Source organism: Mesoterricola sediminis, assembly GCF_030295425.1.
Classification (GTDB): Bacteria; Acidobacteriota; Holophagae; order Holophagales; family Holophagaceae; genus Mesoterricola; species Mesoterricola sediminis.
Genome location: NZ_AP027081.1, coordinates 3,571,169 through 3,594,760 on the forward strand (window position 1 = coordinate 3,571,169; position 23,592 = coordinate 3,594,760).

15 protein-coding genes and 1 tRNA gene are annotated in these 23,592 nt (G+C 69.4%); 6 read left to right on the forward strand and 10 right to left on the reverse strand.

The window, feature by feature from the left end; genetic code table 11:
- Window positions 1–105: 105 nt before the first annotated feature.
- Entirely contained in the window at window positions 106–1,050 is a 945-nt protein-coding gene (locus R2J75_RS15575) for a hypothetical protein (RefSeq protein WP_316410542.1), read from the forward strand.
- A gap of 426 nt (window positions 1,051–1,476) precedes the next feature.
- Window positions 1,477–2,379: a hypothetical protein gene (locus R2J75_RS15580; RefSeq protein ID WP_316410543.1), complete on the forward strand. Its 903-nt coding sequence runs from the start codon at window positions 1,477–1,479 to the stop codon at window positions 2,377–2,379.
- A 76-nt stretch (window positions 2,380–2,455) separates the two neighbouring features.
- Here the strand turns inward: R2J75_RS15580 and R2J75_RS15585 are convergent.
- The 4 genes from R2J75_RS15585 to R2J75_RS15600 form a co-directional block, all read right to left on the reverse strand.
- Window positions 2,456–2,531: transfer RNA gene (locus tag R2J75_RS15585), tRNA-Arg, on the reverse strand.
- A gap of 43 nt (window positions 2,532–2,574) precedes the next feature.
- A complete protein-coding gene (gene nagB, locus R2J75_RS15590; RefSeq protein WP_243333461.1) occupies window positions 2,575–3,375 on the reverse strand; it encodes a glucosamine-6-phosphate deaminase in 801 nt (266 codons plus the stop codon).
- A 1-nt stretch (window position 3,376) separates the two neighbouring features.
- The gene (locus tag R2J75_RS15595) at window positions 3,377–4,798 is read right to left on the reverse strand and encodes a hypothetical protein (RefSeq protein WP_316410544.1); all 1,422 of its coding nucleotides are present in this window, start codon (window positions 4,796–4,798) and stop codon (window positions 3,377–3,379) included.
- 44 nt (window positions 4,799–4,842) lie between these two features.
- Complete coding sequence (locus R2J75_RS15600; protein ID WP_243333466.1) at window positions 4,843–5,334, reverse strand: ferritin; 492 nt, start codon at window positions 5,332–5,334, stop codon at window positions 4,843–4,845.
- Window positions 5,335–5,437: 103 nt separating this feature from the next.
- Here R2J75_RS15600 and R2J75_RS15605 point away from each other — a divergent pair, with 103 nt between their 5' ends.
- Window positions 5,438–6,058 carry a pyridoxamine 5'-phosphate oxidase family protein gene (locus R2J75_RS15605; RefSeq protein ID WP_243333468.1) on the forward strand — a complete coding sequence of 207 codons (621 nt, stop codon included), beginning with the start codon at window positions 5,438–5,440 and terminating at the stop codon, window positions 6,056–6,058.
- Here R2J75_RS15605 and R2J75_RS15610 read toward each other — a convergent pair.
- Entirely contained in the window at window positions 6,021–8,018 is a 1,998-nt protein-coding gene (locus R2J75_RS15610; RefSeq protein ID WP_243333470.1) for a PAS domain S-box protein, read from the reverse strand. The genes R2J75_RS15605 and R2J75_RS15610 overlap by 38 nt on opposite strands.
- A gap of 361 nt (window positions 8,019–8,379) precedes the next feature.
- Between R2J75_RS15610 and R2J75_RS15615 the strand changes: the two genes are divergently transcribed.
- From R2J75_RS15615 to R2J75_RS15625, 3 genes are read left to right on the forward strand one after another with little or no spacing between them, the layout of a single operon-like run.
- Window positions 8,380–10,302 (forward strand): PrkA family serine protein kinase, encoded by a 1,923-nt coding sequence (locus tag R2J75_RS15615; protein WP_316410545.1) that lies wholly within the window; start codon window positions 8,380–8,382, stop codon window positions 10,300–10,302.
- Window positions 10,299–11,564, forward strand: a complete 1,266-nt coding sequence (locus R2J75_RS15620) for a YeaH/YhbH family protein (protein ID WP_243333474.1) — start codon at window positions 10,299–10,301, stop codon at window positions 11,562–11,564. The genes R2J75_RS15615 and R2J75_RS15620 overlap by 4 nt, the downstream gene beginning before the upstream one ends.
- Window positions 11,447–13,066, forward strand: coding sequence for a SpoVR family protein (locus R2J75_RS15625; protein ID WP_394365856.1), 1,620 nt, complete (start codon window positions 11,447–11,449; stop codon window positions 13,064–13,066). The genes R2J75_RS15620 and R2J75_RS15625 overlap by 118 nt, the downstream gene beginning before the upstream one ends.
- 49 nt (window positions 13,067–13,115) lie before the next feature.
- On the opposite strand, the gene R2J75_RS15630 is transcribed toward R2J75_RS15625, so the two are convergent.
- The 5 genes from R2J75_RS15630 to R2J75_RS15650 all read right to left on the reverse strand — a co-directional run bounded on the left by R2J75_RS15630 (window position 13,116) and on the right by R2J75_RS15650 (window position 23,543).
- A complete protein-coding gene (locus R2J75_RS15630) occupies window positions 13,116–14,258 on the reverse strand; it encodes an acyl-CoA desaturase (RefSeq protein ID WP_316410547.1) in 1,143 nt (380 codons plus the stop codon).
- Between the two features lie 196 nt (window positions 14,259–14,454).
- The gene (locus R2J75_RS15635) at window positions 14,455–16,044 is read right to left on the reverse strand and encodes a sensor domain-containing diguanylate cyclase (RefSeq protein ID WP_243333481.1); all 1,590 of its coding nucleotides are present in this window, start codon (window positions 16,042–16,044) and stop codon (window positions 14,455–14,457) included.
- An 88-nt stretch (window positions 16,045–16,132) separates the two neighbouring features.
- Entirely contained in the window at window positions 16,133–19,228 is a 3,096-nt protein-coding gene (locus R2J75_RS15640; protein ID WP_243333483.1) for a multidrug efflux RND transporter permease subunit, read from the reverse strand.
- Window positions 19,225–22,341, reverse strand: coding sequence for a multidrug efflux RND transporter permease subunit (locus R2J75_RS15645; RefSeq protein ID WP_243333484.1), 3,117 nt, complete (start codon window positions 22,339–22,341; stop codon window positions 19,225–19,227). Before R2J75_RS15645 ends, R2J75_RS15640 begins: the two co-directional genes overlap by 4 nt.
- Window positions 22,338–23,543, reverse strand: a complete 1,206-nt coding sequence (locus R2J75_RS15650; RefSeq protein WP_316410548.1) for an MdtA/MuxA family multidrug efflux RND transporter periplasmic adaptor subunit — start codon at window positions 23,541–23,543, stop codon at window positions 22,338–22,340. The genes R2J75_RS15645 and R2J75_RS15650 overlap by 4 nt, the downstream gene beginning before the upstream one ends.
- Between the last annotated feature and the right edge of the window lie 49 nt (window positions 23,544–23,592).

Sequence of the window (23,592 nt, forward strand, 5' to 3'; positions counted from 1 at the left end):
TCCGGTTCGCCGCTTCCGAGGCGTGACGAGAGCCAAGAGCATGAGTCGTTCCGTGGCTTCTCCTCGCGGAGGGTCGCTAGACTTCCCCCGGGAGGTCCCGGGCCGGTGCGCATCGCCAACCCCATCTATGACGTGGTGTTCAAGTACCTCCTCGACGACGAGAAGGTGGCCCGGCTCGTGCTGTCCGCCCTCCTGGGCAAGGAGGTGCTCGAATTGCAGTTCCGGCCCACGGAAGTGCACCACGAGGCGGCCCGCCCCGACGCCACCCAGCTCCTGGTCCTGCGCATGGACTTCGCCGCCACCGTGCGCATGGAGGACGGGGCTCAGAAACTGGTCCTGATCGAGATCCAGAAGGCACGCAGCGCCTGGGACGTGCAGCGGTTCCGGCGCTACCTGGGCTCCAACTACGCCAGCCCGGAGAACGTCTACCTGGATCAGGAAGGCAAGAAGCACGCGTTGCCCATCGTGACCATCTACTTCCTGGGCGAAGGCCTGGAGTGCGTCGACGTGCCGGTGCTGAAGATCAACCGGCACTACCTGGACGTGGCCACGGGCGAGGAGGTGAAGATCACCGATCCCTTCGTGGAGGCGCTCACGCACGACGCCATCGTGGTCCAGGTCAACCGCCTGAAGAACCGCCGGCGCACCGAGCTTGAGCGGCTGCTGGAAGTGTTCGACCAGGGCCTGGCGTCCCGGACGGACCCGCACCTGCTGGACATCCTGGAGGAAAACTTCCCGGAGCGCCATCGCGAGGTGCTTCGTCGCCTCCTGCGCGCCAGCGCCGAACAGGAGGTGCGCGAGAAGATGGACGTGGAGGACGACATGCTGGCCGCGATCCGGGACCAGGCCCGGGAATCCTCGGACCTGCGCCAGGTCGTGGCCGACCAGGCACAAGCCTTGGCCGAGAAGGACCAGGCCTTGGCCGAGAAGGACCAGGCCTTGGCCGAGAAGGACCAGGCCCTGGCCGACCAGTCTCAGGCTCTGACTGAGAAGGACCGCCTAATCGCCGAACTGAAGCAACGCATAGGGCAACCGCCTCCTGGGCGGTAGTCCCCCATGTCCTGAAGCCAGGTGGGACGCGGGCTCTCGAAGATGGACTTCCCGTACGCGTGACTCCCACGTGATTTAATGATTTCTTTTGATTTACGAAGGATTTCAAGGACGTCCGATCGGATCGATCAAGGTGGCTTCATCCACTACGATGGGGTGGTGAATGGCAGGCGATTTTGCGGAAGCACCGGCCATCGGGACAAGAAGCAGGCCGCCATCTGGGTGGCCGACTTCAAGGCCGAGGTGCGAAGGGAGAGGGCCAACGAGGCCATCGCCAGGAAGGTTTTCCTGGAGGCGGAGGCTGCCAAGTAGCCTGCAAGGTCCGGTTCGCCGCTTCCGAGGCGTGACGAGAGCCAAGAGCATGAGTCGTTCCGTGGCTTCTCCTCGCGGAGGGTCGCTAGACTTCCCCCGGGAGGTCCCGGGCCGGTGCGCATCGCCAACCCCATCTATGACGTGGTGTTCAAGTACCTCCTCGACGACGAGAAGGTGGCCCGGCTCGTGCTTTCCGCCCTCCTGGGCAAGGAGGTGCTCGAATTGCAGTTCCGGCCCACGGAAGTGCACCACGAGGCGGCCCGCCCCGACGCCACCCAGCTCCTGGTCCTGCGCATGGACTTCGCCGCCACCGTGCGCATGGAGGACGGGGCTCAGAAACTGGTCCTGATCGAGATCCAGAAGGCCCGCAGCGCCTGGGACGTGCAGAGGTTCCGGCGCTACCTGGGCTCCAACTACGCCAGCCCGGAGAACGTCTACGTGGATCCGTTCGGCAAGAAGCAGGCGCTGCCCATCGTGACCATCTACTTCCTGGGCGAAGGCCTGGAGTGCGTCGACGTGCCGGTGCTGAAGATCAACCGGCACTACCTGGACGTGGCCACGGGCGAGGAGGTGAAGATCACCGATCCCTTCGTGGAGGCGCTCACGCACGACGCCATCGTGGTCCAGGTCAACCGCCTGAAGAACCGCCGGCGCACCGAGTTGGAGCGGCTGCTGGAAGTGTTCGACCAGGGCCTGGCGTCCCGGACGGACCCGCACCTGCTGGACATCCTGGAGGAAAACTTCCCGGAGCGCAATCGCGAGGTGCTTCGTCGCCTCCTGCGCGCCAGCGCCGAACAGGAGGTGCGCGAGAAGATGGACGTGGAGGACGACATGCTGGCCGCGATCCGGGACCAGGCCCGGGAATCCTCGGACCTGCGCCAGGTCGTGGCCGACCAGACACAAGCCTTGGCCGAGAAGGACCAGGCCCTGGCCGAGAAGGACCAGGCTCTGGCCGAGAAGGACGTCCTAATCGCCGAACTGAAGCAACGCATAGGGCAACCGCCTCCTGAGCGGTAGGTCGGCAGTCCAATGGTGCCCGGGATGACCCGCGATAAATAAGCCCGACCCTTTGATGGGCGGGCTTCAAGGCGGCTGGTGGTCCCGGGCAGAATTGAACTGCCGACCTACCGCTTAGGAGGCGGTTGCTCTATCCCCTGAGCTACGGGACCTTGATGCAGCCTCGGCCATGATAACCGGAAACGGGGGGCGGCGCTAAGCGAGGAGGTCCCGGTCGGAGGCCCACTCGGGCTCGTGGGCGAGGATCCAGCGGTAGTAGTCGGTGCCCTGGAGGCGGGCGGCGGCCTCTTCGTCGACGACGACCTGGCAGCAGGGGTGGAGCTGCAGGGCGCTGGCGGTGACCATGGCGGTGATGGGGCCTTCGACGGCGCGGGCGAGGATGTCGGCCTTGGTCTCGCCGGTGACGAGCATGAGGCAGCGCCGGCTGTCCAGGATGGTGCCGACGCCCATGGTCAGGGCCCGGCGGGGGACGCGGTCGGGGTCGCCGCCGAACATCTCGGCGTTCTGGGCCAGGGTGGCGGGGGTGAGGGCCTTCTCGCGGGTGCGGCTGCGCAGGGCGGAGAGGGGCTCGTTGAAGCCGATGTGGCCGTCGCTGCCCAGGCCCAGGAGCTGGAGGCCGATGCCGCCGGCGTCACGGATGCGGGCCTCGTAGTCGCGGCACGCGGCGGCGAGGTCCGGGGCCATGCCGTCGGGGAGGTGGGTGCGGGCCCGGGGGATGTCCACGGGCCCGAAGAGCCGCTCGTCCATGTAGCGGCGGTACGACCCGGGGTGATCGGCGGGGATGCCGATGTACTCGTCCAGGTTGAACGTGGTGCAGCGGGAGAAGTCCAGGCCCTCGCGGGCGTGCAGGTCCGCGAGACGCGCGTAGACCCGCTCCATGGTGCGGCCCGTGGCGAGGCCCAGGACGAGGCCGGGGTCCGCCCTGAGCTCGCGGGCGATGATCCGCGCGGCGAGGGTGGCGGCGCGTTCGCGGTCGGGCAGGATGAGGACTTCCATGTCAGCCTCCGGCCAGGCGGGGCAGGCTCGCGGCGGCCACGGCCTGGCCCACGCGACGGCTCTTCTCGTCGGGGAGATGGAGGGCGAGGGTCCCGGCCAGGGCGGGGTCGGTGCGGGCCAGGGCGGCCCGGGCGGCCTCCAGGATCACGGGACCGGCGTCGCCGGAGGTGACCCGGCCCAGGATGAGCACGTGGTCCAGGGGGTAGAACGCGGCGTACCACGGCAGGGTGTGGCCCAGCCAGTGGCCGATGGTCCGGAAGAGGCGCAGGGCCCGGGGGTCTCCGGCCCCGAGGCGGACCTGGGCCTCGCGGAGGCGCCCGGGCAGGTCCAGGCCCGGCTCGAAGGGGAGGCCGGCGGCGGCGGCGAGGCGGTCCACGGCCTGCTGGGAAAAGCAGGCGGCCCCGGCCCCGGGATCCCCCGACCAGTCGTCGGCGGCGGCCCCGGGGGCCGCGTCCACGGAGCCGAAGGCGAGCTCGTTGAGCCAGCCGGTGATGCGCCCCTCCCGGTCCAGGTATCCCGCGGCCTCGCTGGAGCCCAGGGCGATGCCCAGCAGGCCCCGGACGCCCAGGGAGAGGCCGCCGGCGAGGGCGGTCACGTCCCCGTCGTTGATCACCTCGAAGGGGACGCCCCAGGCCCGGCCCAGGCGCAGGAAGAGGGGTTCCACCCGGGTGCGGAAGACGGCCTCGGGCACGCCCCGGAAGAGGGAGGCCACCTTGACCCGGTTGCCCACGAGGATGCCCGCGGAGGAGCCGCCGATGGCGTCCACCCGGGGGAGGTGGGCCGCCGCGAGTCGCAGGCCCGCGTCGATGCGCTCCACGTGGTAGGCGGGGTCCGCGGCGCCCTTGGGCTCCCAGGGGAGCTCCGCGGAGAAGACCTCGCGGCCGTCCATCACGGCGGCCACCTTGTAGTCGGAGGCCCCCAGGTCGAAGCCGATGCGGCACCCGTCCAGGTGGCCGCCGAGGATGGATCCGCAGGGCGCCTCGGGGGGGATGTCGCCGGCCTGGGCCGCTTCGGCGGCCAGGGGCTCGTCGTAGGCCCGGCCCAGGAGCTCGCGCTCGAAGGCCCAGTCCCCGTCCGGGCCGAAGGAGGCCAGGAGGGCCTCCCGCAGCCGGGGCGGGGCGGCGACGCGCACCCGGGATCCGCCCCGCGCCCAGAGGAGCCCGTCCAGGTGGGCGGTGACGTAGCGGAGGTTCTCCCGGTCCCGGCCCGCGCCCTCGGGGAACACCTCCAGCTCGAGGCGCGCCACGGGGCGGTCGCCCTGGGCCAGGCCGAGGACCACCGGCTCCCGGCGGGGCGAGGCCGTCAGGGCTGCGCGGAAGCGCCGCGCCCCCAGGGCCCACGGGCGGAAGCCGGGATCCAGGTCGGGGGCGGGGTCGGGCGCCGCGTCGAAGAGGCTCGCATGGAAGGTGTCGGTGGCAGCCATGGCCCCTCCGGGGACGAGGGTACCAGGAATCGGGACGGGGCCGATCAGCGGCCGCGCTTGCTCATTTGGTGGTCCAGGTGCCAGATGGCCCCGCCCTGCTCGCCCACGGCCCGGAGGCGGTCCACGACGGAGCTGACGGCCTGCTCCTCGCGCACCTGCTCGGTCACGAACCACTGGAGGGCGATCTCGGTGGCGTGGTCGCCGCCCGCCCGGGCCAGCTCGAAGCAGCGGCTGATGCTGACCGTGTTCTCGCGCTCGTGGGCCATCACCTGCTCGAAGATGGAGGTGGGGCCGTCGAACTCGGAGGGGGGCGGGTTGATGGCGCGGAGTTCGAGCTTGCCCCGGCGATCCAGGACGAAGTCCACCAGCTTCAGGGCGTGCTCGGCCTCCTCCTGGGACTGCACCCGCAGCCAGTGGGCGAAGCCCAGGTAGCTGCGTTCGGCGAGATGGGCGCTCATGGCGAGGTAGAGCTGGGCCGTGTACTGTTCGGCGTTGATCTGGGCGTTGAGGGCGGCCAGGGTGGCGGCACTGATCATGGCGACTCCTGCGGGGCATGGGCCCCACCCTTACCTGGGCCCGCTGCGGGAAAGGTGCCGGGGAAGCGCCGCCCCTCTGGCATCCTGGTGGGCGGGAGGCCCCATGCGCAGGCAGGAGAAGGACGTGACGGACACCGGGCTGGTCGACCAGCTGCTTTCCGACGTGGCCTGGGGCACCCTGGGCTTGGCGCGGCCCGGCGGGCCTCCCGCCCTCGTCCCCCTGGACTTCGCGGCCCGGGGCGACCGGCTGTGGTTCCACGGCTCCGCGGAGGGGGAAAAGATGGACCTGATCCGGGCCGGCGGCGAGGCGACCTTTTGCGTCGTGGACCCGCTGGCCATCATTCCCTCCACCGTGTCCGACCCCGAGCGCGCCTGTCCGGCCACCCAGTACTTCCGCTCGGTGATCCTGGAGGGGCGGGTGACGGAGCTGAAGGACCCCGCCCGCAAGGCCGAGGCCCTGCAGGCCCTCATGGAGAAGCTCCAGCCGGAGGGGGGCTTCCGGGCCATCACCGCCGGGGACCCGCTCTACGCGGGGTCCGTGGCCCACGTGGCGGTGCTGGAGATGAGGGTGACGCGCGTGACGGCCAAGGCGGAGACGGGGGCCCGCCTCACGCCGGAGAAGCGCGCGCGGGTGCTGGACCTCCTGGAGCGCCGGGGGACGGAGACGGATCTCCGCACCCTCGCCGCTATGGGCGGCCGTCCAGGATCTCCCGCATCTTCCTGAGCAGCACCAGGGGCTGGACGGGCTTCATCAGGAGCTCCATGTCCTGGCCGAGCTCGCCGCGGCTCTGGATGAAATCGGCGGTGTAGCCGCTGATGAAGAGGACCTTCGCGGCGGGCTCCACGGCCCGGATCTCCTCGAAGGCCTGGCGGCCGCCCTTGCGGGGCATGATCACGTCCATGAGGATGAGCTTCACCTCGCCGCGCCGCTCCGCGAAGCGCTCCACGGCCTCCTGGCCGTCGGAGGCGGACACCACCTGGTAGCCGTGGCGCTGGAGGACCATCTCCAGGAAGCCCCGGACGGAGGGGTCGTCCTCGGCCACGAGCACGGTCTCCGTGCCCCGGACCTGGTCCCGGTCGGGGTCGGGGGCCGCCTGGGGGGTGACGGGGTCGGGGGCGATGGGCAGGTACACCTGGAAGGTCGCGCCGCGCCCGGGCTCGCTGTCGGCCACGATGTAGCCGCCGTGCTGCTTGACGATGCCGTACACGGTGGCCAGGCCGAGCCCCGTGCCCCGCCCCATTTCGCGGGTGGTGAAGTAGGGGTCGAAGACCCGGCGGAGGGTCTCGGCGTCCATGCCCACCCCCGAATCCCGCACCTCCAGGAGGGCGTAGGGGCCGGGCTGGCCGAAGCCGCGGCTATCGCGCCAGGCCGCGTCGATGGCCGTGGTCCGGGTCGCGATCGCCAGGGAGCCGCCGGTGGGCATGGCCTCCCGGGCGTTGTTCGCCAGGTTCAGGAGGACGTGCTCGATCTGGCCCAGGTCGGCGTGGACGTGGAGCGGCTCGGGATCCTTTTCCACCGTGAGCCGGATGTCCGCGCCGATGATGCGCTTCAGGAGCTTCTCCACGTTGCCCACGACGCCGTTCAGGTCGAGGGTGCGCGGGTTCATGACCTGCTTGCGGCTGAAGGCGAGGAGGCTGTGGGTGAGGGAGGCCGCGCGCTCCGCGGCCTTGAGGATCTCGGCGAGCCCGGCCCGGTTCGGGTCGTCCGCGGCCTGGGTCATCTGCATGAGGCTGCCGTAGCCGTTGATGACCTGGAGGATGTTGTTGAGGTCGTGGGCCACGCCGCCGGCGAGGTTCCCGACGGCCTCAAGGCGCTGGGCGTGCCGGAGCTGCTGCTCCAGCCGCTTCTGGACGGTGATGTCCTCCTTGAGGCCCAGGTAGTGGGTGATCACCCCGTCGGCGTCCCGGAGGGGCGAGATGGTGGCCCGCTCCCAGAAGAGCTCCCCGTCCTTGCGGCGGTTCTGGAGCTCGCCCACCCAGATCTCGCCGGCGGTGACGGTGGACCACAGGTCCCGGTAGACCTTGGCGGGGGTGAACCCGGACTGGAGGATCCGCGGGTTCCGGCCCAGCGCCTCGTCGAGGGCGTAGCCGGTGAGCTGGGTGAACTTGGGATTGATGAACTCGATGGAGCCGGCTGTGTCGGTGATGAGGACGGAGATGGGGCTCTGCTCCACGGCCAGGGAGAGCCGGTGCACGAAGAGGTCGGCCTTGGCGCGGGAAGTGACGTCGCGGAAGCCCCAGGCGATGCCCTGGATGCCGTCCGCGCCCAGGTAGGGGCGCCCGTGCCGCTCCAGGACGCGGCCGTCCCAGAGTTCCAGGGTGTCGCTCCACACGGAGGCGGGGTCCTCCAGGAGGCTCCGGGCCCCGGCCAGGCAGGCGGCGGGGTTCTTGACCTGGGCGAGGAGGAAATCGGGGCCGATGCCGTCGGACCCGGGCTCCAGACCCCCCGCCGGCAGGCCCCACAGTTCCCGGAAGGCCCGGTTGCAGACCTGCACCCGGCCCTGGGGATCGGTGACCAGGATGCCCTCCCGCGTGGCGTCCAGGGCCAGGGGCGCCGGCGGGGGCGCCGGCTGGGCCCGCCCGGCCAGGAGGCTGAAGGAGGTCCACAGGAAGGCCGCGGCCGCGGCGTTCATGACGAGCCCCACCCCCAGCTCCGGGATCCACACCCACGCCGGTGCGCCCATTCGAACGGCCACGGGTGCGGCCAGGAGGAGGACCAGGGAAGCCGCAAAGGCTCCCTTCACGACTGTGGAGTGCTTGCCAGACGCCATCGGGACCACGCTCGTCGGAGATGCGCGGACCCCGTGGCCAGGAACGGCCGAAGACCCGCCTGCCGGGAGGTGGGAGGCCCCCCTGTCCCTCCATTGTATCCCGGCCCCGCGCCCGCTCTCCAGCCATGTTTAAAGTTTCAACAAATAAATGGCTCGTCCCCAAGATCTCCCCCTGGGCGCAGGATCCAGGAATGAAGCCCTTGACGCTGGGTGGCCGCGACCTACCCTGAAATACGAAATATTAATCTTTAATTCGTTCCGGGGAGGAGGTCCCATGTCCCTGTTCACCCATTGCCAGGACCGCTTCGAAGCCTTCCGGGAGGAGGAGATGTCCCTCCAGGAGTACCTGGAGCTCTGCCGCCGGGATCCCTCCGCCTACGCCACCTTCGCCGAGCGCATGCTCAAGGCCATCGGGGAGCCGGAATTGGTGGACACGCGCCTGGACGACCGTCTGTCCCGGATCTTCTCCAACAAGGTCATCCGCATCTACCCGGCCTTCCGGGACTTCTACGGCATGGAGGAGGTCATCGAATCCATCGTGGCCTACTTCCGCCACGCGGCGCAGGGCCTGGAGGAGCGCAAGCAGATCCTCTACCTCCTGGGCCCCGTGGGCGGCGGCAAGTCCAGCCTCGCGGAGGGGCTGAAGGCGCTCATCGAGAAGGTCCCCTTCTACGCCCTCAAGGGCTCGCCCGTGAACGACTCCCCCCTGAGCCTCTTCAACCCGGCGGAGGACGGCCGGATCCTGGAGGAGGACTACGGCATCCCCCGCCGGTGCCTTGGCACCATCCTCAGCCCGTGGGCCGTCAAGCGCCTCCAGGAGTACGGGGGCGACATCACCCGCTTCCGCGTCGTCCGGCGCTTCCCTTCGCAGCTGTCCCAGGTGGCGGTCGCCAAGACGGAACCCGGGGACGAGAACAACCAGGACATCTCCAGCCTGGTCGGCAAGATCGACATCCGGAAGCTGGAGACCTGCAGCCAGAACGACCCGGACGCCTACGCCTACTCCGGCGGCCTGTGCCTGGCCAACCGGGGGCTCCTGGAATTCGTGGAGATGTTCAAGGCCCCCATCAAGGTCCTCCACCCCCTGCTGACGGCGACCCAGGAGGGCAACTACAAGGGCACCGAGGGCTTCGGGGCGATCCCCTTCGACGGCCTCGTCCTGGCCCACTCCAACGAGGCCGAATGGCTGGCCTTCAAGGGGAACCGCAACAACGAGGCGTTCCTCGACCGCATCTACATCGTCAAGGTGCCCTATTGCCTGCGGGTCTCCGAGGAGGTGCGCATCTACCGGAAGCTCCTGGAGGGATCCTCCCTGTCCGCCGCCCCCTGCGCGCCGGACACGCTGCGGATGCTCGCCCAGTTCTCGGTGCTCAGCCGCCTCAAGGAGCCGGAGAACTCGAACCTCCTCTCCAAGATGCGCATCTACGACGGCGAGAACCTCAAGGACACCGACCCCAAGGCCAAGAGCCACCAGGAGTACCGCGACGCGGCGGGGGTGGACGAGGGCATGACGGGGCTCTCCACCCGCTTCGCCTTCAAGATCCTCTCGCGGGTCTTCAACTTCGACCATCGCGAGGTGGCCGCCAACCCGGTCCACCTGATGTACGTGCTGGAACAGCAGATCGAGCAGGAGCAGTTCCCCGCCCAGCAGGAGGAGGCCTACCGGCGCTTCCTCAAGGAGTACCTGGCGCCGCGCTACGCCGAGTTCATCGGCAAGGAGATCCAGACCGCGTACCTGGAGAGCTATTCGGAGTACGGACAGAACATCTTCGACCGCTACATCATCTACGCCGACTTCTGGATCCAGGACCAGGAGTTCCGGGACCCCAACACGGGCGAGATGCTCGACCGGGCCGCCCTCAACGACGAGCTGGAGCGCATCGAGAAGCCCGCGGGCATCGCCAACCCCAAGGACTTCCGGAACGAGGTCGTGAACTTCGTGCTGCGCAGCCGCGCCCGCAACGACGGCCGGAACCCCGCCTGGACCTCGTACGAGAAGCTCCGCACGGTCATCGAGCGGAAGATGTTCAGTTCCAGCGAGGAGCTCCTGCCGGTGGTCTCCTTCAACGCCAAGGGCAGCGCCGAGGAGCAGAAGAAGCACCAGGACTTCGTGGAGCGCATGCGCGCCAAGGGCTACACCGAGAAGCAGGTCCGCCTGCTCTGCGACTGGTATCTGCGGGTCAGGAAGGCCTCATGACCTCCATCATCGACCGGCGCGGGGACAGCCGGAACAAGAGTTCCGTGAACCGGAGCCGCTTCCTCCACCGCTTCCGCAAGGAGATCCGCAAGGCCGTCGCCGACGCCGTGGACGCGGGCGGCATCCGGGACGTGGACGAGGGCCGGCGCATCGGCATCCCCGTCCGGGACCTGGCCGAGCCCCAGTTCGCCCTGGGCTCGGCGGGGGTGCGGGAGCGGATCCACCCCGGCAACGAGACCTTCGCCACGGGGGACCGGGTGGAGCGGCCCCAGGGCGGCCAGGGCGGGGCCTCCGGCACCCAGGGCAGCCCCGACGGCACCGCCGTCGATCCCTTCACGTTCCAGCTGACCCGGGAGGAATTCCTGGACGTGTTCTTCGAGGAGCTGGCCCTGCCCAACCTCGTGAAGCGCCAGCTGGCCAGCCTCGAGGAGCCCGTGTGGGTCCGGGCCGGCTTCACCTCCACGGGGGTCCCGGCCAACATCGCCTTCGTGCGCACCCTGCGGGGCGCCGCCGGCCGCCGCCTCGCCATGGGCGGCCCCTCTGCCGCCCGGATCGCCGCCCTGGAGGCGGAACTGGCCGCCGCCCTGGCCCAGGGGGGGCCGGAGGCCCCGGAGACGCGGCGCCTGGCGGCGGAGCTGGAGGCCCTCCTGGCCCGGCGCCGCCAGGTGCCCTTCCTGGACACCTGCGACCTGCGCTTCAATCACCGGGTCCGGCGCACCCTGCCCACCACCCAGGCCGTCATGTTCTGCCTCATGGACGTCTCCGGATCCATGGACCAGGCCAAGAAGAACATGGCCAAGCGGTTCTTCACGCTCCTCTACCTCTTCCTCAAGCGGAACTACGAGCGCACCGACGTGGTGTTCATCCGCCACCACACCCAGGCGGAGGAGGTCGACGAGCAGTCCTTCTTCCACGGCCGGGAATCGGGCGGGACCGTGGTGTCGACGGCCCTCCGGCTCATGGCGCGCATCGCGCGGGAACGGTATGCCTCGGGCCTCTGGAACATCTACGGCGCCCAGGCCTCGGACGGGGACAACTGGCAGGAGGACTCCTCGGTGTGCCAGGACCTGATGGAAAAGGAGATCCTGCCCCTGGTCCAGCACTTCGCCTACGTGGAGATCACGGAGGGACGCCCCCAGAACCTGTGGCAGGAGTATGCGGAGGTCCACCGGACCCACCCGGAGACCTTCGCCCTCCGCCGGGTCACGCAGCCCTCGGAGATCTACCCGGTCTTCCACGAGCTCTTCCGGAGGCGTCCGTGACCGGGTCCCCCCTGCCCTCCGGCTCCGAATGGACCTTCGAGGCGATCGCCGCCCACGACGCGGCCATCGCGGAGCTGGCCGACGCCCACGGCCTGGAACGGTATCCCCACCGCCTGGAGATCATCACCTCCGAGCAGATGATGGACGCCTACGCCAGCGCGGGCATGCCCGTGAACTACCACCACTGGTCCTTCGGCAAGCACTTCCTGGCCACCGAGGGCCGCTACCGCCGGGGCCGCATGGGGCTGGCCTACGAGATCGTCATCAACTCCGACCCCTGCATCGCCTACCTCATGGAGGAGAACAGCCTGCCGATGCAGGCCCTGGTCGTCGCCCACGCGGCCTACGGCCACAACTCCTTCTTCAAGGGCAACCTCCTCTTCCGGCAGTGGACGAGCCCCGACACGATCCTCGACTACCTGGTCTTCGCCCGGAACTACCTGGCCTCGTGCGAGGAACGGCACGGCGTGGAGGCCGTGGAAGCCATCCTGGACGCCTGCCACGCCCTCATGAACTTCGGCGTGGACCGGTTCCGCCGCGCCCCCCGGCCCAGCCTCGCGCGGGAGATCCAGCGCCGGCAGGAGCGGGAGGCCCACCGCCAGAGCCAGGTCAACGAGCTCTGGCGCACCCTGCCCGCGGGCCGCGCCCGGGAGGCCCCGGGCGAGCCGGAGCGGTTCCCCGCCCAGCCCGAGGAGAACCTCCTCTACTTCATCGAGAAGCACGCGCCCCTGCTGGAGCCCTGGGAGCGCGAGGTGGTCCGCATCGTCCGCAAGATCGCCCAGTACTTCCACCCCCAGCGCCAGACGCAGGTCATGAACGAAGGCTGGGCCACCTTCTGGCACTACACCCTGCTGACCGAACTGCACGCCCAGGGGCGCATCGGGGACGGCTTCATGCTGGAGTGCCTCCATGCCCACACCAACGTGGTGATGCAGCCGCCCCACGACAGCCCGGCCTACGCCGGCATCAACCCCTACGCCCTCGGCTTCGCCCTCTGGAGCGACCTGCGCCGCATGTGCGAGGCCCCCGACGCCGAGGACCGGGCCTGGTTCCCCGAGGTGGCCGGCCAGCCCTGGGGGGAGGTCTTTCCCTTCGCCATGGCCAATTTCAAGGACGAGAGCTTCATCGCCCAGTTCCTCTCCCCCCGGCTCATGCGGGCCTTCCGGTTCTTCACCGTCCAGGACGACGACCGGGAGAGGACCCTGGCCATCGGGGCCATCCACGACGAATCCGGCTACCGGACCCTCCGGAACGCCCTGGCCGACCAGTACAACCTGGGAAGCCGGGAGCCGGACATCCAGGTCTGGAACGTGGACCGGCGGGGGGACCGGAGCCTGACCCTCCGCTATACCAGCCGGAACCGCCGGGACCTGGGCGGGGACTGGCAGGCCGTCCTCGCCCACGCCGCCTTCCTCTGGGGCTTCACCGTGCGCCTGGAGGAGGCGACGGCGGGCGGCGAGGTCCGCTTCCTGGGCGAGCACGTGCCCGCGCCGAGGCGCTGACCCCGGTCCCCCGCCTCCCCTCCGTGGCCTCGCGCCGGACGGCCCCGGCTCAGGTCAGGGCGAGCCGCCTCACCTGAAGCTTGGCGGCCTTCCAGGCCTGCCACGCTTCGGCCACCTCGTCCCGGTGCTGGGCCATGGAGGCCCGCCACTCGGCCTTCCGGGCACGCCAGGCCTCCCGCTTTACGGCGGACCGGTCGGCCTTGCGGGCCTCCCAGCCCTCCACCTGGGCCTGCATGCGGGCCAGGGCGGCATCCAGGGCGGCGCGGGCGGCGACCAGGCGGCGGTTCAGTTCCTCCCGGGCGGGGTGGGCGGGGGCGCGGTCCAGGCGCTTCAGGAGCTTCTTCTCCTCCATGGCCAGGCGGGCCCGGCGGATGGCGGCGTCCGGCACCCGGCGCAGGTTCCGGGCCAGGCCCACGCAGGCGAGGGTGAAGATGAGCCACTTGGTGGGGTCGAACTGCCACCAGCGCACCCCGTTGCGGTAGTCCCACTGGAAGAGGTGGTGGTAGTTGTGGTAGCCCTCGCCGTAGGTCAGGGGCGCCAGGAAGGCGTTGTCCCGGGCGGTGTTGGCGTCGGTGTAGGGGCGGGTCCCGAAGAAGTGGGCCGCGGAGTTGATGAAGAAGGTGGTGTGGTGGGTGACGACGATGCGGAGGAGGACGCCGATGACCAGGTGGCCCCACACGTCCCGCAGGAGGAGCCCCACCGCCAGCGGCAGGGCCGCCACGGCGGCGCCGATGAGGAAGTAGTAGCGATGCTGCCAGCGAACGAGGGGGTCCTTCTCCAGGTCGGCCACCCCTTCGATGGGGGTCGCCTCGGCTTCCATGACCCAGAGCCAGTGGGCGTACCAGAAGCCCCGGGTGCTGTTGTACGGGTCCTTGTCGCCGTCCACGTGGCGGTGGTGGATGCGATGGCTGCTGGCCCACTGGAGGACCGAGTTCTGGAAGGCGGCCGAACTCAGGAGGAGGAGGACCACCCGCACGGGCCAGGCGGCCTGGTACGACCGGTGGCTGAACAGGCGGTGGTAGCCCGCCGTCACCCCCAGGCCGATGCTGACCAGCATGACCCCGAACATCACCCATTCTCCCCAGTGTTCCAGCGAATGCCGGAAGTTCAGGGGCACCAGGACCAGGGCGGCGACCAGGGTGCCGACCAGGAAGGTGGTGTTCAAAAGATCCCAATGTCGCTTTTTCTGCACATGCCCCCCCTCGGCGGTGACGCCGACCCCCCATCATCGGCCAGGGGGACGCATTTCTCAAGGCGGACGCGAGGGAATGTTCATTTCCCGTTCGCAAGGTGCCTTGCAGCGAAATCATTACCCCTTTGGTTTCCGTTTTTGCGTCGCATTCTCGACCGCCTGACCAGGCGTCACGCCGGACGCCCCGCCGGGTCCTTCAATCCGCGACCGTCACCCGGTTCCGGCCGTTGGCCTTGCTGACGTAGAGGCTCTCGTCGGCGCGGCTGATGAACCAGCCGGGGCTCGTCTCCGGGGAGACCTGGGCGACGGCCAGGCCGATGCTGATGGTGACCACCTCGGCGGCCTCGGAATCCTCGTGGGGGATGGCCAGGGCTTCCACGGCCTTGCGGAACATCTCGGCGGAAAAGGCGGCCTGGTCGGGGGAGGCGCAGGGGATGATGACGGCGAACTCCTCGCCCCCGTAGCGGGCGGGCAGGTCGTCGCCGCGCCGGAAGAGCTCACGCATGACCCGCCCCACGGCCTGGAGGCAGGCGTCTCCGGCCAGGTGGCCGTAGCGGTCGTTGTACTTCTTGAAGCAGTCCACGTCGGCCAGGAGCATCGCGAGCCAGGATCCCGCCCGGCGGCCGCGGCGCACCTCCGTGTCCAGGACCTGGTCGAACATGCGGCGGTTGGCCACCCCGGTGAGGCCGTCCTGCATGGCCAGCTCCTGGAGCTTGGCGTTGGCGCGCTCGAGTTCGGCGGTGCGCTCCTCCACCCGGCGCTCCAGTTCCTGGTTGACCAGCTTGAGGGCCCGGGCCTGTTCCAGGTTCTCCGCGTAGAGGCGGGCGTTGACGAGGGTGAGGGCCGCCCGGTCGGCCAGGTTCTGCAGGGTCGCCAGGTCCTCCACGGAGTAGGCTCGGCTGCCGCCCCCCTTGGCCAGGGTGATGGTCCCGATGACCCGGCCGTCGGTGCGCATGGGCACCACGAGCAGGCTGTGCACCTTGAAGTGCTCCAGGTAGGCGTGGAAGGCGGGATCCAGGTAGTCCCGCAGCTCCTGCCAGGTGCGCTGCTCCAGGTGGATGGCCTCCGCCGTGCCCGCGACCTGGCCCGTGCCCAGGACCCGGCCCGGGCTGAGGATGCCCGCGGGGGTCGGCGTCAGGGAGCGGGCCTCGGGGAGGTAGGCGTCCCCGCCCACGTAGACCTGGTTGATCACCTCCGTGTGGAGGAGGTCGTCGTCGCCCAGGAGGTCCAGGACGCACAGGTCCCCCAGGGATACCGCCAGGTGGTGGGCGATGAGCTTCAGGGCGGCGGCGTGGTCCGGCCCCACCCCGGCGAGGGCCAGGGAGACCGCGTTCTGGGCCTCGGCCCGCTTGAGCCGGGCGGTGGCCTCCATCTCCAGGCGCTTGCGCTGGGTGATGTTGGTGGCGGTGATGAGGAGCCGGTCCACCCCGCCGATGGGGGTGCGGCGCATGTTGACCTCGAGCCACACGAGCTGCCCTCCCCGCGCGGGGCAGAGCCACTCGAAGGTCTGGGGGGCGCCATCGATGGCCTTCATGGCCCAGTCGATGGCGACCTCGCGGGTGTAGGGCCAGATGCCCAGGCTCAGGTCCCCCAGGTCCCGCTGGAGGAGCTCCTGCTGGGTGAGGCCCAGCCACTCGCAGAGCCGGCGGTTCACGTCCAGCATCGCCCCGGACTCCATGTCCTGGATCATGATGCCGTCGTTGACCGAGTCGTAGATGGCCTGGAAGCGCTGCTCGCTCAGGTACAGTTCGTCCCCGGGCCTCGGTGTCGCGCCCGTGCCGGTCATGCCTCGCTCCAGGGGAGCAATCCTCGCCGCACCGTCATCATCCCTTTCCGGGTCTTGGCCCCATGATGACCTGAAAGGGCGCTTTTTTTCAACTTTCCAGGGCCGGAACCTCCGCATTCCCGCGGCGGTGCCTGGACCTGCCGGTGATCCGGTCCATGAAGATGTAGATGACGGGGGTGGTGTAGAGGGTCAGGACCTGGCTGACCAGAAGGCCCCCGACGATGGCGATGCCCAGGGGCCGCCGCAGCTCGGCGCCGGCGCCGTGGCCCAGGGCGAGGGGCAGGCCTCCCAGGAGGGCCGCCATGGTCGTCATGGTGATGGGGCGGAAGCGCAGGAGGCAGGCCTGGAAGATCGCCTCCTCGGAGGTGAGGCCCTCCCGGCGCTCGGCCTCGATGGCGAAGTCGATCATGAGGATGGCGTTCTTCTTCACGATGCCGATCAGCAGGATGATGCCGATGAAGGCGATGAAGCTCAGCTCCGTCCCGCACACCAGGAGGGCCACGAGGGCGCCCACGCCCGCCGACGGCAGGCTGCTGATGATGGTCAGCGGGTGGACCAGGCTCTCGTAGAGCACGCCCAGCACCAGGTAGACCGCCGCGAAGGCCGCGAGGAGGAGGATGGGCTGGTTGGCCATGGAGGCCTTGAAGGCCTGGGCCGTGCCCATGAAGTTGCCCCGGATGGTGGCCGGCAGGCGGATCTGCTCCTTGGCCTTCTCGATGGCGGTCACGGCATCGCCGATGGCCACGCCCGGCGCCAGGTTGAAGGTGATGGTCACGGCCGGGAGCTGGCCCTGGTGGGCCACGGCCAGGAGCGTCGTCTGCCGGTCGAACCTGGCGAAGGCCGAGAGGGGGACCATGGCGCCCGTGGAGGACTTGACCTGGATGCGGTCCAGGGAGTCGGGGTTCTGCCAGTACTCGGGGGCCACCTCCAGGATCACGTGGTACTGGATGAGGTTCGTGTAGAGGGTGGAGACGGGGCGCTGGCCGAAGGCGTCGTAGAGGGTGTTGTCGATGGCCTGGGTGGTGACCCCGAGGCGGCTCGCCGTGGCCCGGTCCACCACAACCGAGGCCTGGAGGCCCTGGTTCTGCTGGTCGGTGTTCACGTCGGCCAGTTCCTTCAGGGTGCGCATGCGCTCGAACACCCGCGGCGCCCACTGGAAGAGCTCCCGGGAGTCGTCGCCCTGGAGGGTGTACTGGAACTGGGCGTTGCCGCCCCGTCCGCCGACGCGGATGTCCTGGACGGGCTGGAGGTAGAGGTTCGCGCCGGGGATCCGGGACAGCTTGGGGCGCAGGCGCGCGATGACCTGGTCGGCGGTGACGTCCCGTTCCTCGACGGGTTTCAGGGCCACGAAGAGGCGGCCGGTGTTGGTGGTGCCGCCGCCGCCCACGGACCCGGAGACGGCGCTCACGGCCTTGTCCTCCTGGACGATGCGGACGAACTCCCGCAGGCGCCACTTCATGGCCTGGAAGGAGATGGACTGGTCGGCCTGGATGGCGCCCATGATGCGGCCCGTGTCCTGCTGGGGGAAGAAGCCCTTGGGCACGAAGACGTACAGCCCGATGGTCGCCACGAAGGTGCCCACGGTCACCGCGAAGGTGGCGCGCTTGTGGGCGAACACCCAGGTGAGGCTCCGCCGGTAGGCGTCCAGGATGGCGTTCCACCAGCGTTCCGTGCGCTGGTAGAGCGCCCCGTGGTGGGCTTCCGCGGCGGGCCGGAGGAGGCGGGCGCACATCATTGGGGTCGTGGTCAGGGAGACCACCATGGACATGAGGATGGACACCGACAGGGTGATCGCGAATTCCCGGAAGAGCCGCCCGACGATGCCGCCCATGAGCAGGATGGGGATGAAGACGGCGCAGAGGGAGATGCTGATGGACAGGACCGTGAACCCGATCTCCCGGGCCCCCTCGAGGGCGGCGTCGAAGGGGCTCAGGCCCGCCTCCAGGTGCCGGGTGATGTTCTCGACCACCACGATGGCGTCGTCCACCACGAAGCCGGTGGCGACGGTCAGGGCCATGAGGGACAGGTTGTCCACGCTGTAGCCGAGCAGGTACATGACCCCGAAGGTCCCCACGAGGGACACGGGCACGGCGACGCTGGGGATGAGGGTGGAGCGCCAGTCCCGCAGGAACATGAACACGACCCCGATGACCAGGGCGATGGTCAGCAGGAGGGTGCGTTCCACGTCCTTCACGGAGGCGCGGATGGTCTGGGTGGCGTCCAGGACCTCCGAGAACTGGACCGCGGGCGGCAGGCTGGCCTTGAGCGAGGGCTCCAGGGCCCGCACCCGGTCCACGGTCTCGATGATGTTGGCGCCGGGCTGCCGGAAGACGGCCATGCTCACCGAAGGCTTCCCGTTGGTCACGCCGTCGTTGCGCAGGTCCTCCACGCCGTCCACCACCCGGGCCACGTCCCGGACCTGGAGGGCGGCGCCCTTGTTGAAGCTGATGACCAGGTCCTGGTAGTCCTTGGCCTTCAGGAGCTGGTCCGATGTGTCCAGGATGCTCGTGGTGTCCCCGTCGACCAGGGCCCCCTTGGGCTGGTTCACGTTGGCCTGGAGCAGGGTCCGCCGCACGTCCTCGAGGCCGACGCCCCTGGCGTGGAGGGCGTTGGGGTCGACCTCCACCCGCACCGCGGGCAGGGCGCCGCCCCACACGAACACCTGGCCCACCCCGGGCACCTGGGCCAGCTTCTGCTGGAGGACCTTGGAGGCGATGTCGTACATCTCCTCCCGGGGCACGATGTCCGAGGTGAGGCTGAAGAGCATCACGGGCGCGTCGGCCGGGTTCACCTTGCGGTACCGGGGATTGTTGGGCAGGTTGGCGGGGAGGTTGCCCCGGGCCGCGTTGATGGCGGCCTGAACGTCCCGGGCGGCGGCGTCGATATTCCGGTTCAGGTCGAACTGGAGGGTGATGCTGGTGGAGCCCAGGCTGCTGTTGGACGTCATCTCCGTGACGCCCGCGATGCGCCCGAACTGGCGCTCTAGCGGCGTGGCCACGGAGGAGGCCATGGTCTCCGGGCTGGCGCCCGGGAGGCCCGCGGAGACCTGGATGGTGGGGAACTCCACCTGGGGGAGGGGCGAGACCGGCAGGAACTTGAAGGCCAGGCTCCCCGCCAGCGCGATGGCGAGGGTGAGCAGGGAGGTGGCGACCGGCCGCCGGATGAAGGGCGCGGAAATGCTCATGGGGCTTCCGCGGGGCGGGATTCCAGCGAAGCCTCGGACCGGCGCCGGCCGAGCCGCTTCGCGGCGCGGTCGAAGGCCAGGTAGATCACGGGGGTGGTGTAGAGGGTCAGCACCTGGCTGAAGATCAGGCCGCCGATGATGGAGATGCCCAGGGGCCGCCGCAGCTCGGCGCCCACGCCCGTGCCCAGGGCGAGGGGGACCGCGCCCAGGAGAGCCGCCATGGTGGTCATCATGATGGGCCGGAACCGGAGGAGGCAGGCCTGGTAGATGGCGTCCAGGGGGCTGAGGCCCTCCTTCCGCTCGGCCTCGATGGCGAAGTCGATCATGAGGATGGCGTTCTTCTTCACGATGCCGATCAGCAGGATGATGCCGATGAGGGCGATCACGCTGAAGTCGGTGCGGCAGATCATGAGGCTCAGGAGGGCGCCCACCCCGGCCGAGGGCAGGGTGGAAAGGATGGTCACCGGATGGATGTAGCTCTCGTAGAGCACGCCCAGGAGGATGTACATCGTCGCCAGGGCGGCCAGGATCAGGAACGGCGTGTTGACGAGGGAGGCCCGGAAGGCCTGGGCGGTGCCCTTGAACTCGGCCTGGATGCTGGCGGGCAGGTCGGGCATGCCCTCGCGCACCTTCTCGATGGCCTCGACGGCGTCGCCGATGGAGGCGCCCCGGGCGAGGTTGAAGGAGATGGTGGCCGCCGGGAACTGGCCCTGGTGGTTGATGGCCAGGGGGGCGTAGGCGTTCTCGATCCGCGTGATGGCCGTGATGGGCACGGGGGCCCCGGTGGTGGACTTCAGGTAGATGTTATCCAGGGCCCGGGGGCCCTCCCGGAAGGCCGGCATGGCCTCGAGCACGACGCGGGTCTGGTTCAGCTCGGTGAAGATGGTGGAGATCTGGCGCTGCCCGAAGGCGTCGTAGAGGGCGTCGTCGATCATCTTGGGGGTGATGCCCAGGCGGGCCGCGGAGGTCCGGTCGATGACCAGGCGGGTCTGGAGGCCGCTGCCCTGGAGGTCGCTGGCCACGTCCCGGAGGATGGGCACCTTCTGGAGCTCCTCCACGAACCGGGGCACCCAGGTGGCGAGGACCTTGGGATCCGGATCCTCCATGGAGTACTGGTACTGGGTCCGGCTGACCCGGTCCTCCACGGTGAGGTCCTGCACGGGCTGCATGTAGAGCTTGATGTCGCCCACCTCCTCCACCTTCGGCTTGAGGCGGCGGATCACGTCGCTGGCGCTCAGCCCGCGCTCGTCCAGGGGCTTCAGGTTGATCTGGATGCGCCCGCTGTTGAGGGTCGTGTTCGTGCCGTCGACGCCGATGAAGCTGGAGAGGCTCTCCACGGCCGGATCCTCCAGGATCACGTTGGCCAGGGCCTGCTGGCGCTTGGCCATGGCCGAGAAGGAAACGGACTGGGGGGCCTCGGAGATGCCCAGGATCACGCCGGTGTCCTGGACGGGGAAGAACCCCTTGGGGATCCAGGCGTAGAGGAGGACGGTGACGCCCAGGGTGCCCGCGGCCACCCAGAGGGTCGCCTTCTGGTGCTTCAGCACCCAGGTGAGGGTCCTGCCGTAGTCGTCAATGACGCGCTTGAACACCCGCTCCGAGGCCATGTAGAAGCGCCCCTGCTGGTGCTCGGGCTTGTGCTTCAGGAGGCGGGCGCAGAGCATGGGGGTCAGCGTCAGGGACACCACGGCCGAGACGATGATGGTCACGGCCAGGGTGACGGCGAACTCCCGGAAGAGCCGGCCCACGATGTCGCCCATGAAGAGGAGGGGGATCAGCACGGCGATGAGGGAGACCGTCAGGCTGACGATCGTGAAGCCGATCTGCTCCGAGCCCTTGAGGGCCGCCTCCATGGGCGGCATGCCCTCCTCGATGAACCGCATGATGTTCTCGATCATGACGATGGCGTCGTCCACCACGAAGCCGGTGGAGATCGTCAGGGCCATGAGCGTCAGGTTGTTGAGGCTGTAGCCCAGCAGGTACATCACCCCGAAGGTGCCCACCAGCGACAGCGGCACGGCGAAGCTCGGGATGATCGTGGCCGCGAAGGTGCGCAGGAACAGGAAGATCACCATGATCACCAGGGCGATGGTGAGCAGGAGCTCGAACTCCACGTCCTCGACGGAGGCCCGGATGGTCGTGGTGCGGTCCGTGAGGATCTGCAGCTTGACCCCGGCCGGAATGGAGGCCTGGAGGGTGGGCAGAAGGGTCTTGATGCGGTCGACGACGGCGATGATGTTGGCGCCGGGCTGGCGCTGGATGTTCAGGATGACGGCCGGGGTCCGGTTCATCCACGCGGCCAGCTTCACGTTCTCCGTGTCGTCGATGACGTTGGCCACGTCCTGGAGGGTGATGGGGTTGCCGTTCTTGTAGGCGATGATCAGGGGCCGGTACTGGCCGGAGTTCATCAGCTGGTCGTTGGCGCCGATGGCGTACGACTGCATCTTGCCGTCGAAGGCGCCCTTGGCCTGGTTCACGTTGGCCGCGCCCACGGCGGAGCGCAGGTCGGCCAGGGTGAGCCCGTACGAGGCCAGGGCGGCGGGGTTGGCCTGGACGCGCACCGCGGGCTTCTGGCCGCCGGAGATGCTCACGAGGCCCACCCCCGGCAGCTGGCTGATCTTCTGGGCCAGGCGGGTGTCGGCGTACTCCTCCACCTTGGGCAGGGCGAGGGTGTCCGAGGAGAGCGCCAGGGTGAGGATGGGCGCGTCGGCCGGGTTCGTCTTGCTGTAGATGGGCGGATTGGGCAGGTCGGAGGGGAGGTACGTGCCCGCCGCGTTCACGGCGGCCTGCACCTGCTGCTCGGCCACGTCGATGTTCAGGTCCAGCGCGAACTGGAGGGTGATGAGGGAGCTGCCCTCCGAACTGCTGGAGGTCATCTGGTTCAGGCCGGGAAGCTGGCCGAACTGGCGCTCCAGGGGCGCCGTGATGGCGGTGGCCACCACGTCGGGGCTGGCCCCGGGGTAGAAGGTCTGCACCTGGATGGTGGGATAGTCCACCTGGGGCAGGGCCGAGACGGGGAGCTGCAGGAAGGCCACGAAGCCCACCAGCAGGATCCCCAGCATGATCAGGGAGGTGGCGATGGGCCGGAGGATGAACGGCCGGGATGGATTCATGGGGCGGCCTTGCGCTCACCGGCGGCCGGCTTGGGACCCGGGACGTCCTCGGCGACCTTGCTGCCTGGGCGGAGCTTGTCCAGGCCGCTGATCACCACCTTCTCGCCGGGGGCCACGCCCTTCTTCAGGGCCGTGACGTCCCCTTCGGTGAACAGGGGCTCGACGACGCGCATGTCCACGGTCGAATCGGGCTTCACGACGTAGACGTAGGTCCCGGCCGGGCTGCGCTGGAGGGCGGCGGCGGGCACCATCAGGGCGTCCTTGAGGGTGTCGACCAGGAGCCGGGCGTTCACGAACTGGTTGGGGAAGAGGGTCCCCGCCCCGTTGTCGAACTGGGCCTTGAGGCGCACCGTGCCGGTGGCGCTGTCCACCTGGTTGTCCACGGCCAGGAGGCGGCCCTCGGCCAGGCGGGTGTCCATGTCCCGGTCAAAGACGGCGACCGCGGGCATCTTGCCGCCGCCGCTGCTCTTCAGGACGCTCTGGATGGCGTCGGCCGGCACCGTGAAGACCACGTTGATGGGGGAGACCGGGGTGACGGTCACCAGGCCGGTGGTGTCGCTGGCGCGGACCACGTTGCCCGTGTCCACCAGCTTGAGGCCCACCTTGCCGGCCACGGGGGAGGTGATGCGGCTGTAGGTCAGGTTCAGGCGGGCGCTTTCCACGGAGCCCAGGTCGCTCTTCACGGCGGCCTCGTACTGATCGACGAGTGCCGTCTGGGTGTCCAGCTGCTGCTGGCTCACGATCTTCTGGTTGAAGAGGGTGCGGACCCGGGCCAGGTCCATGCGGGCGTTCTTCAGGGCCGCCTGGTCCTTGGCCATCTGGCCCTCGGCCTGCAGGAGGGCCACCTGGAAGGGCCGGGGATCGATCTGCGCGAGCAGCTCGCCCGCCTTCACCATCTGCCCTTCCCGGAAAAAGATCTTCATGATCTGCCCATCGACCCGGGTCTTGATGACCACGTTGTCCGTGGGCACGACTGTCCCCAGCCCGCTCAGGTTCACGGGCATGGCGCCGGTCTTCACGGTGGCGGTACTGACGGGGACCGCGCGGGGGGGCGGAGCGGGCTTCTTGCCGCCGAAGCCCAGGCGGACGATGGCAATCAGGACACCCGCGGCGACCGCGGCCCCGATGGCCCAGACCCACCAGGGCCTCGAAGCGGCCGCCGGAACGGCGGCAGGTTGGTAGGTGGTGTCGTTGGCGTCCATGGGTACCCTGGGCATGAATGATGGACCGGCGGGCATCATCCCACCGGAC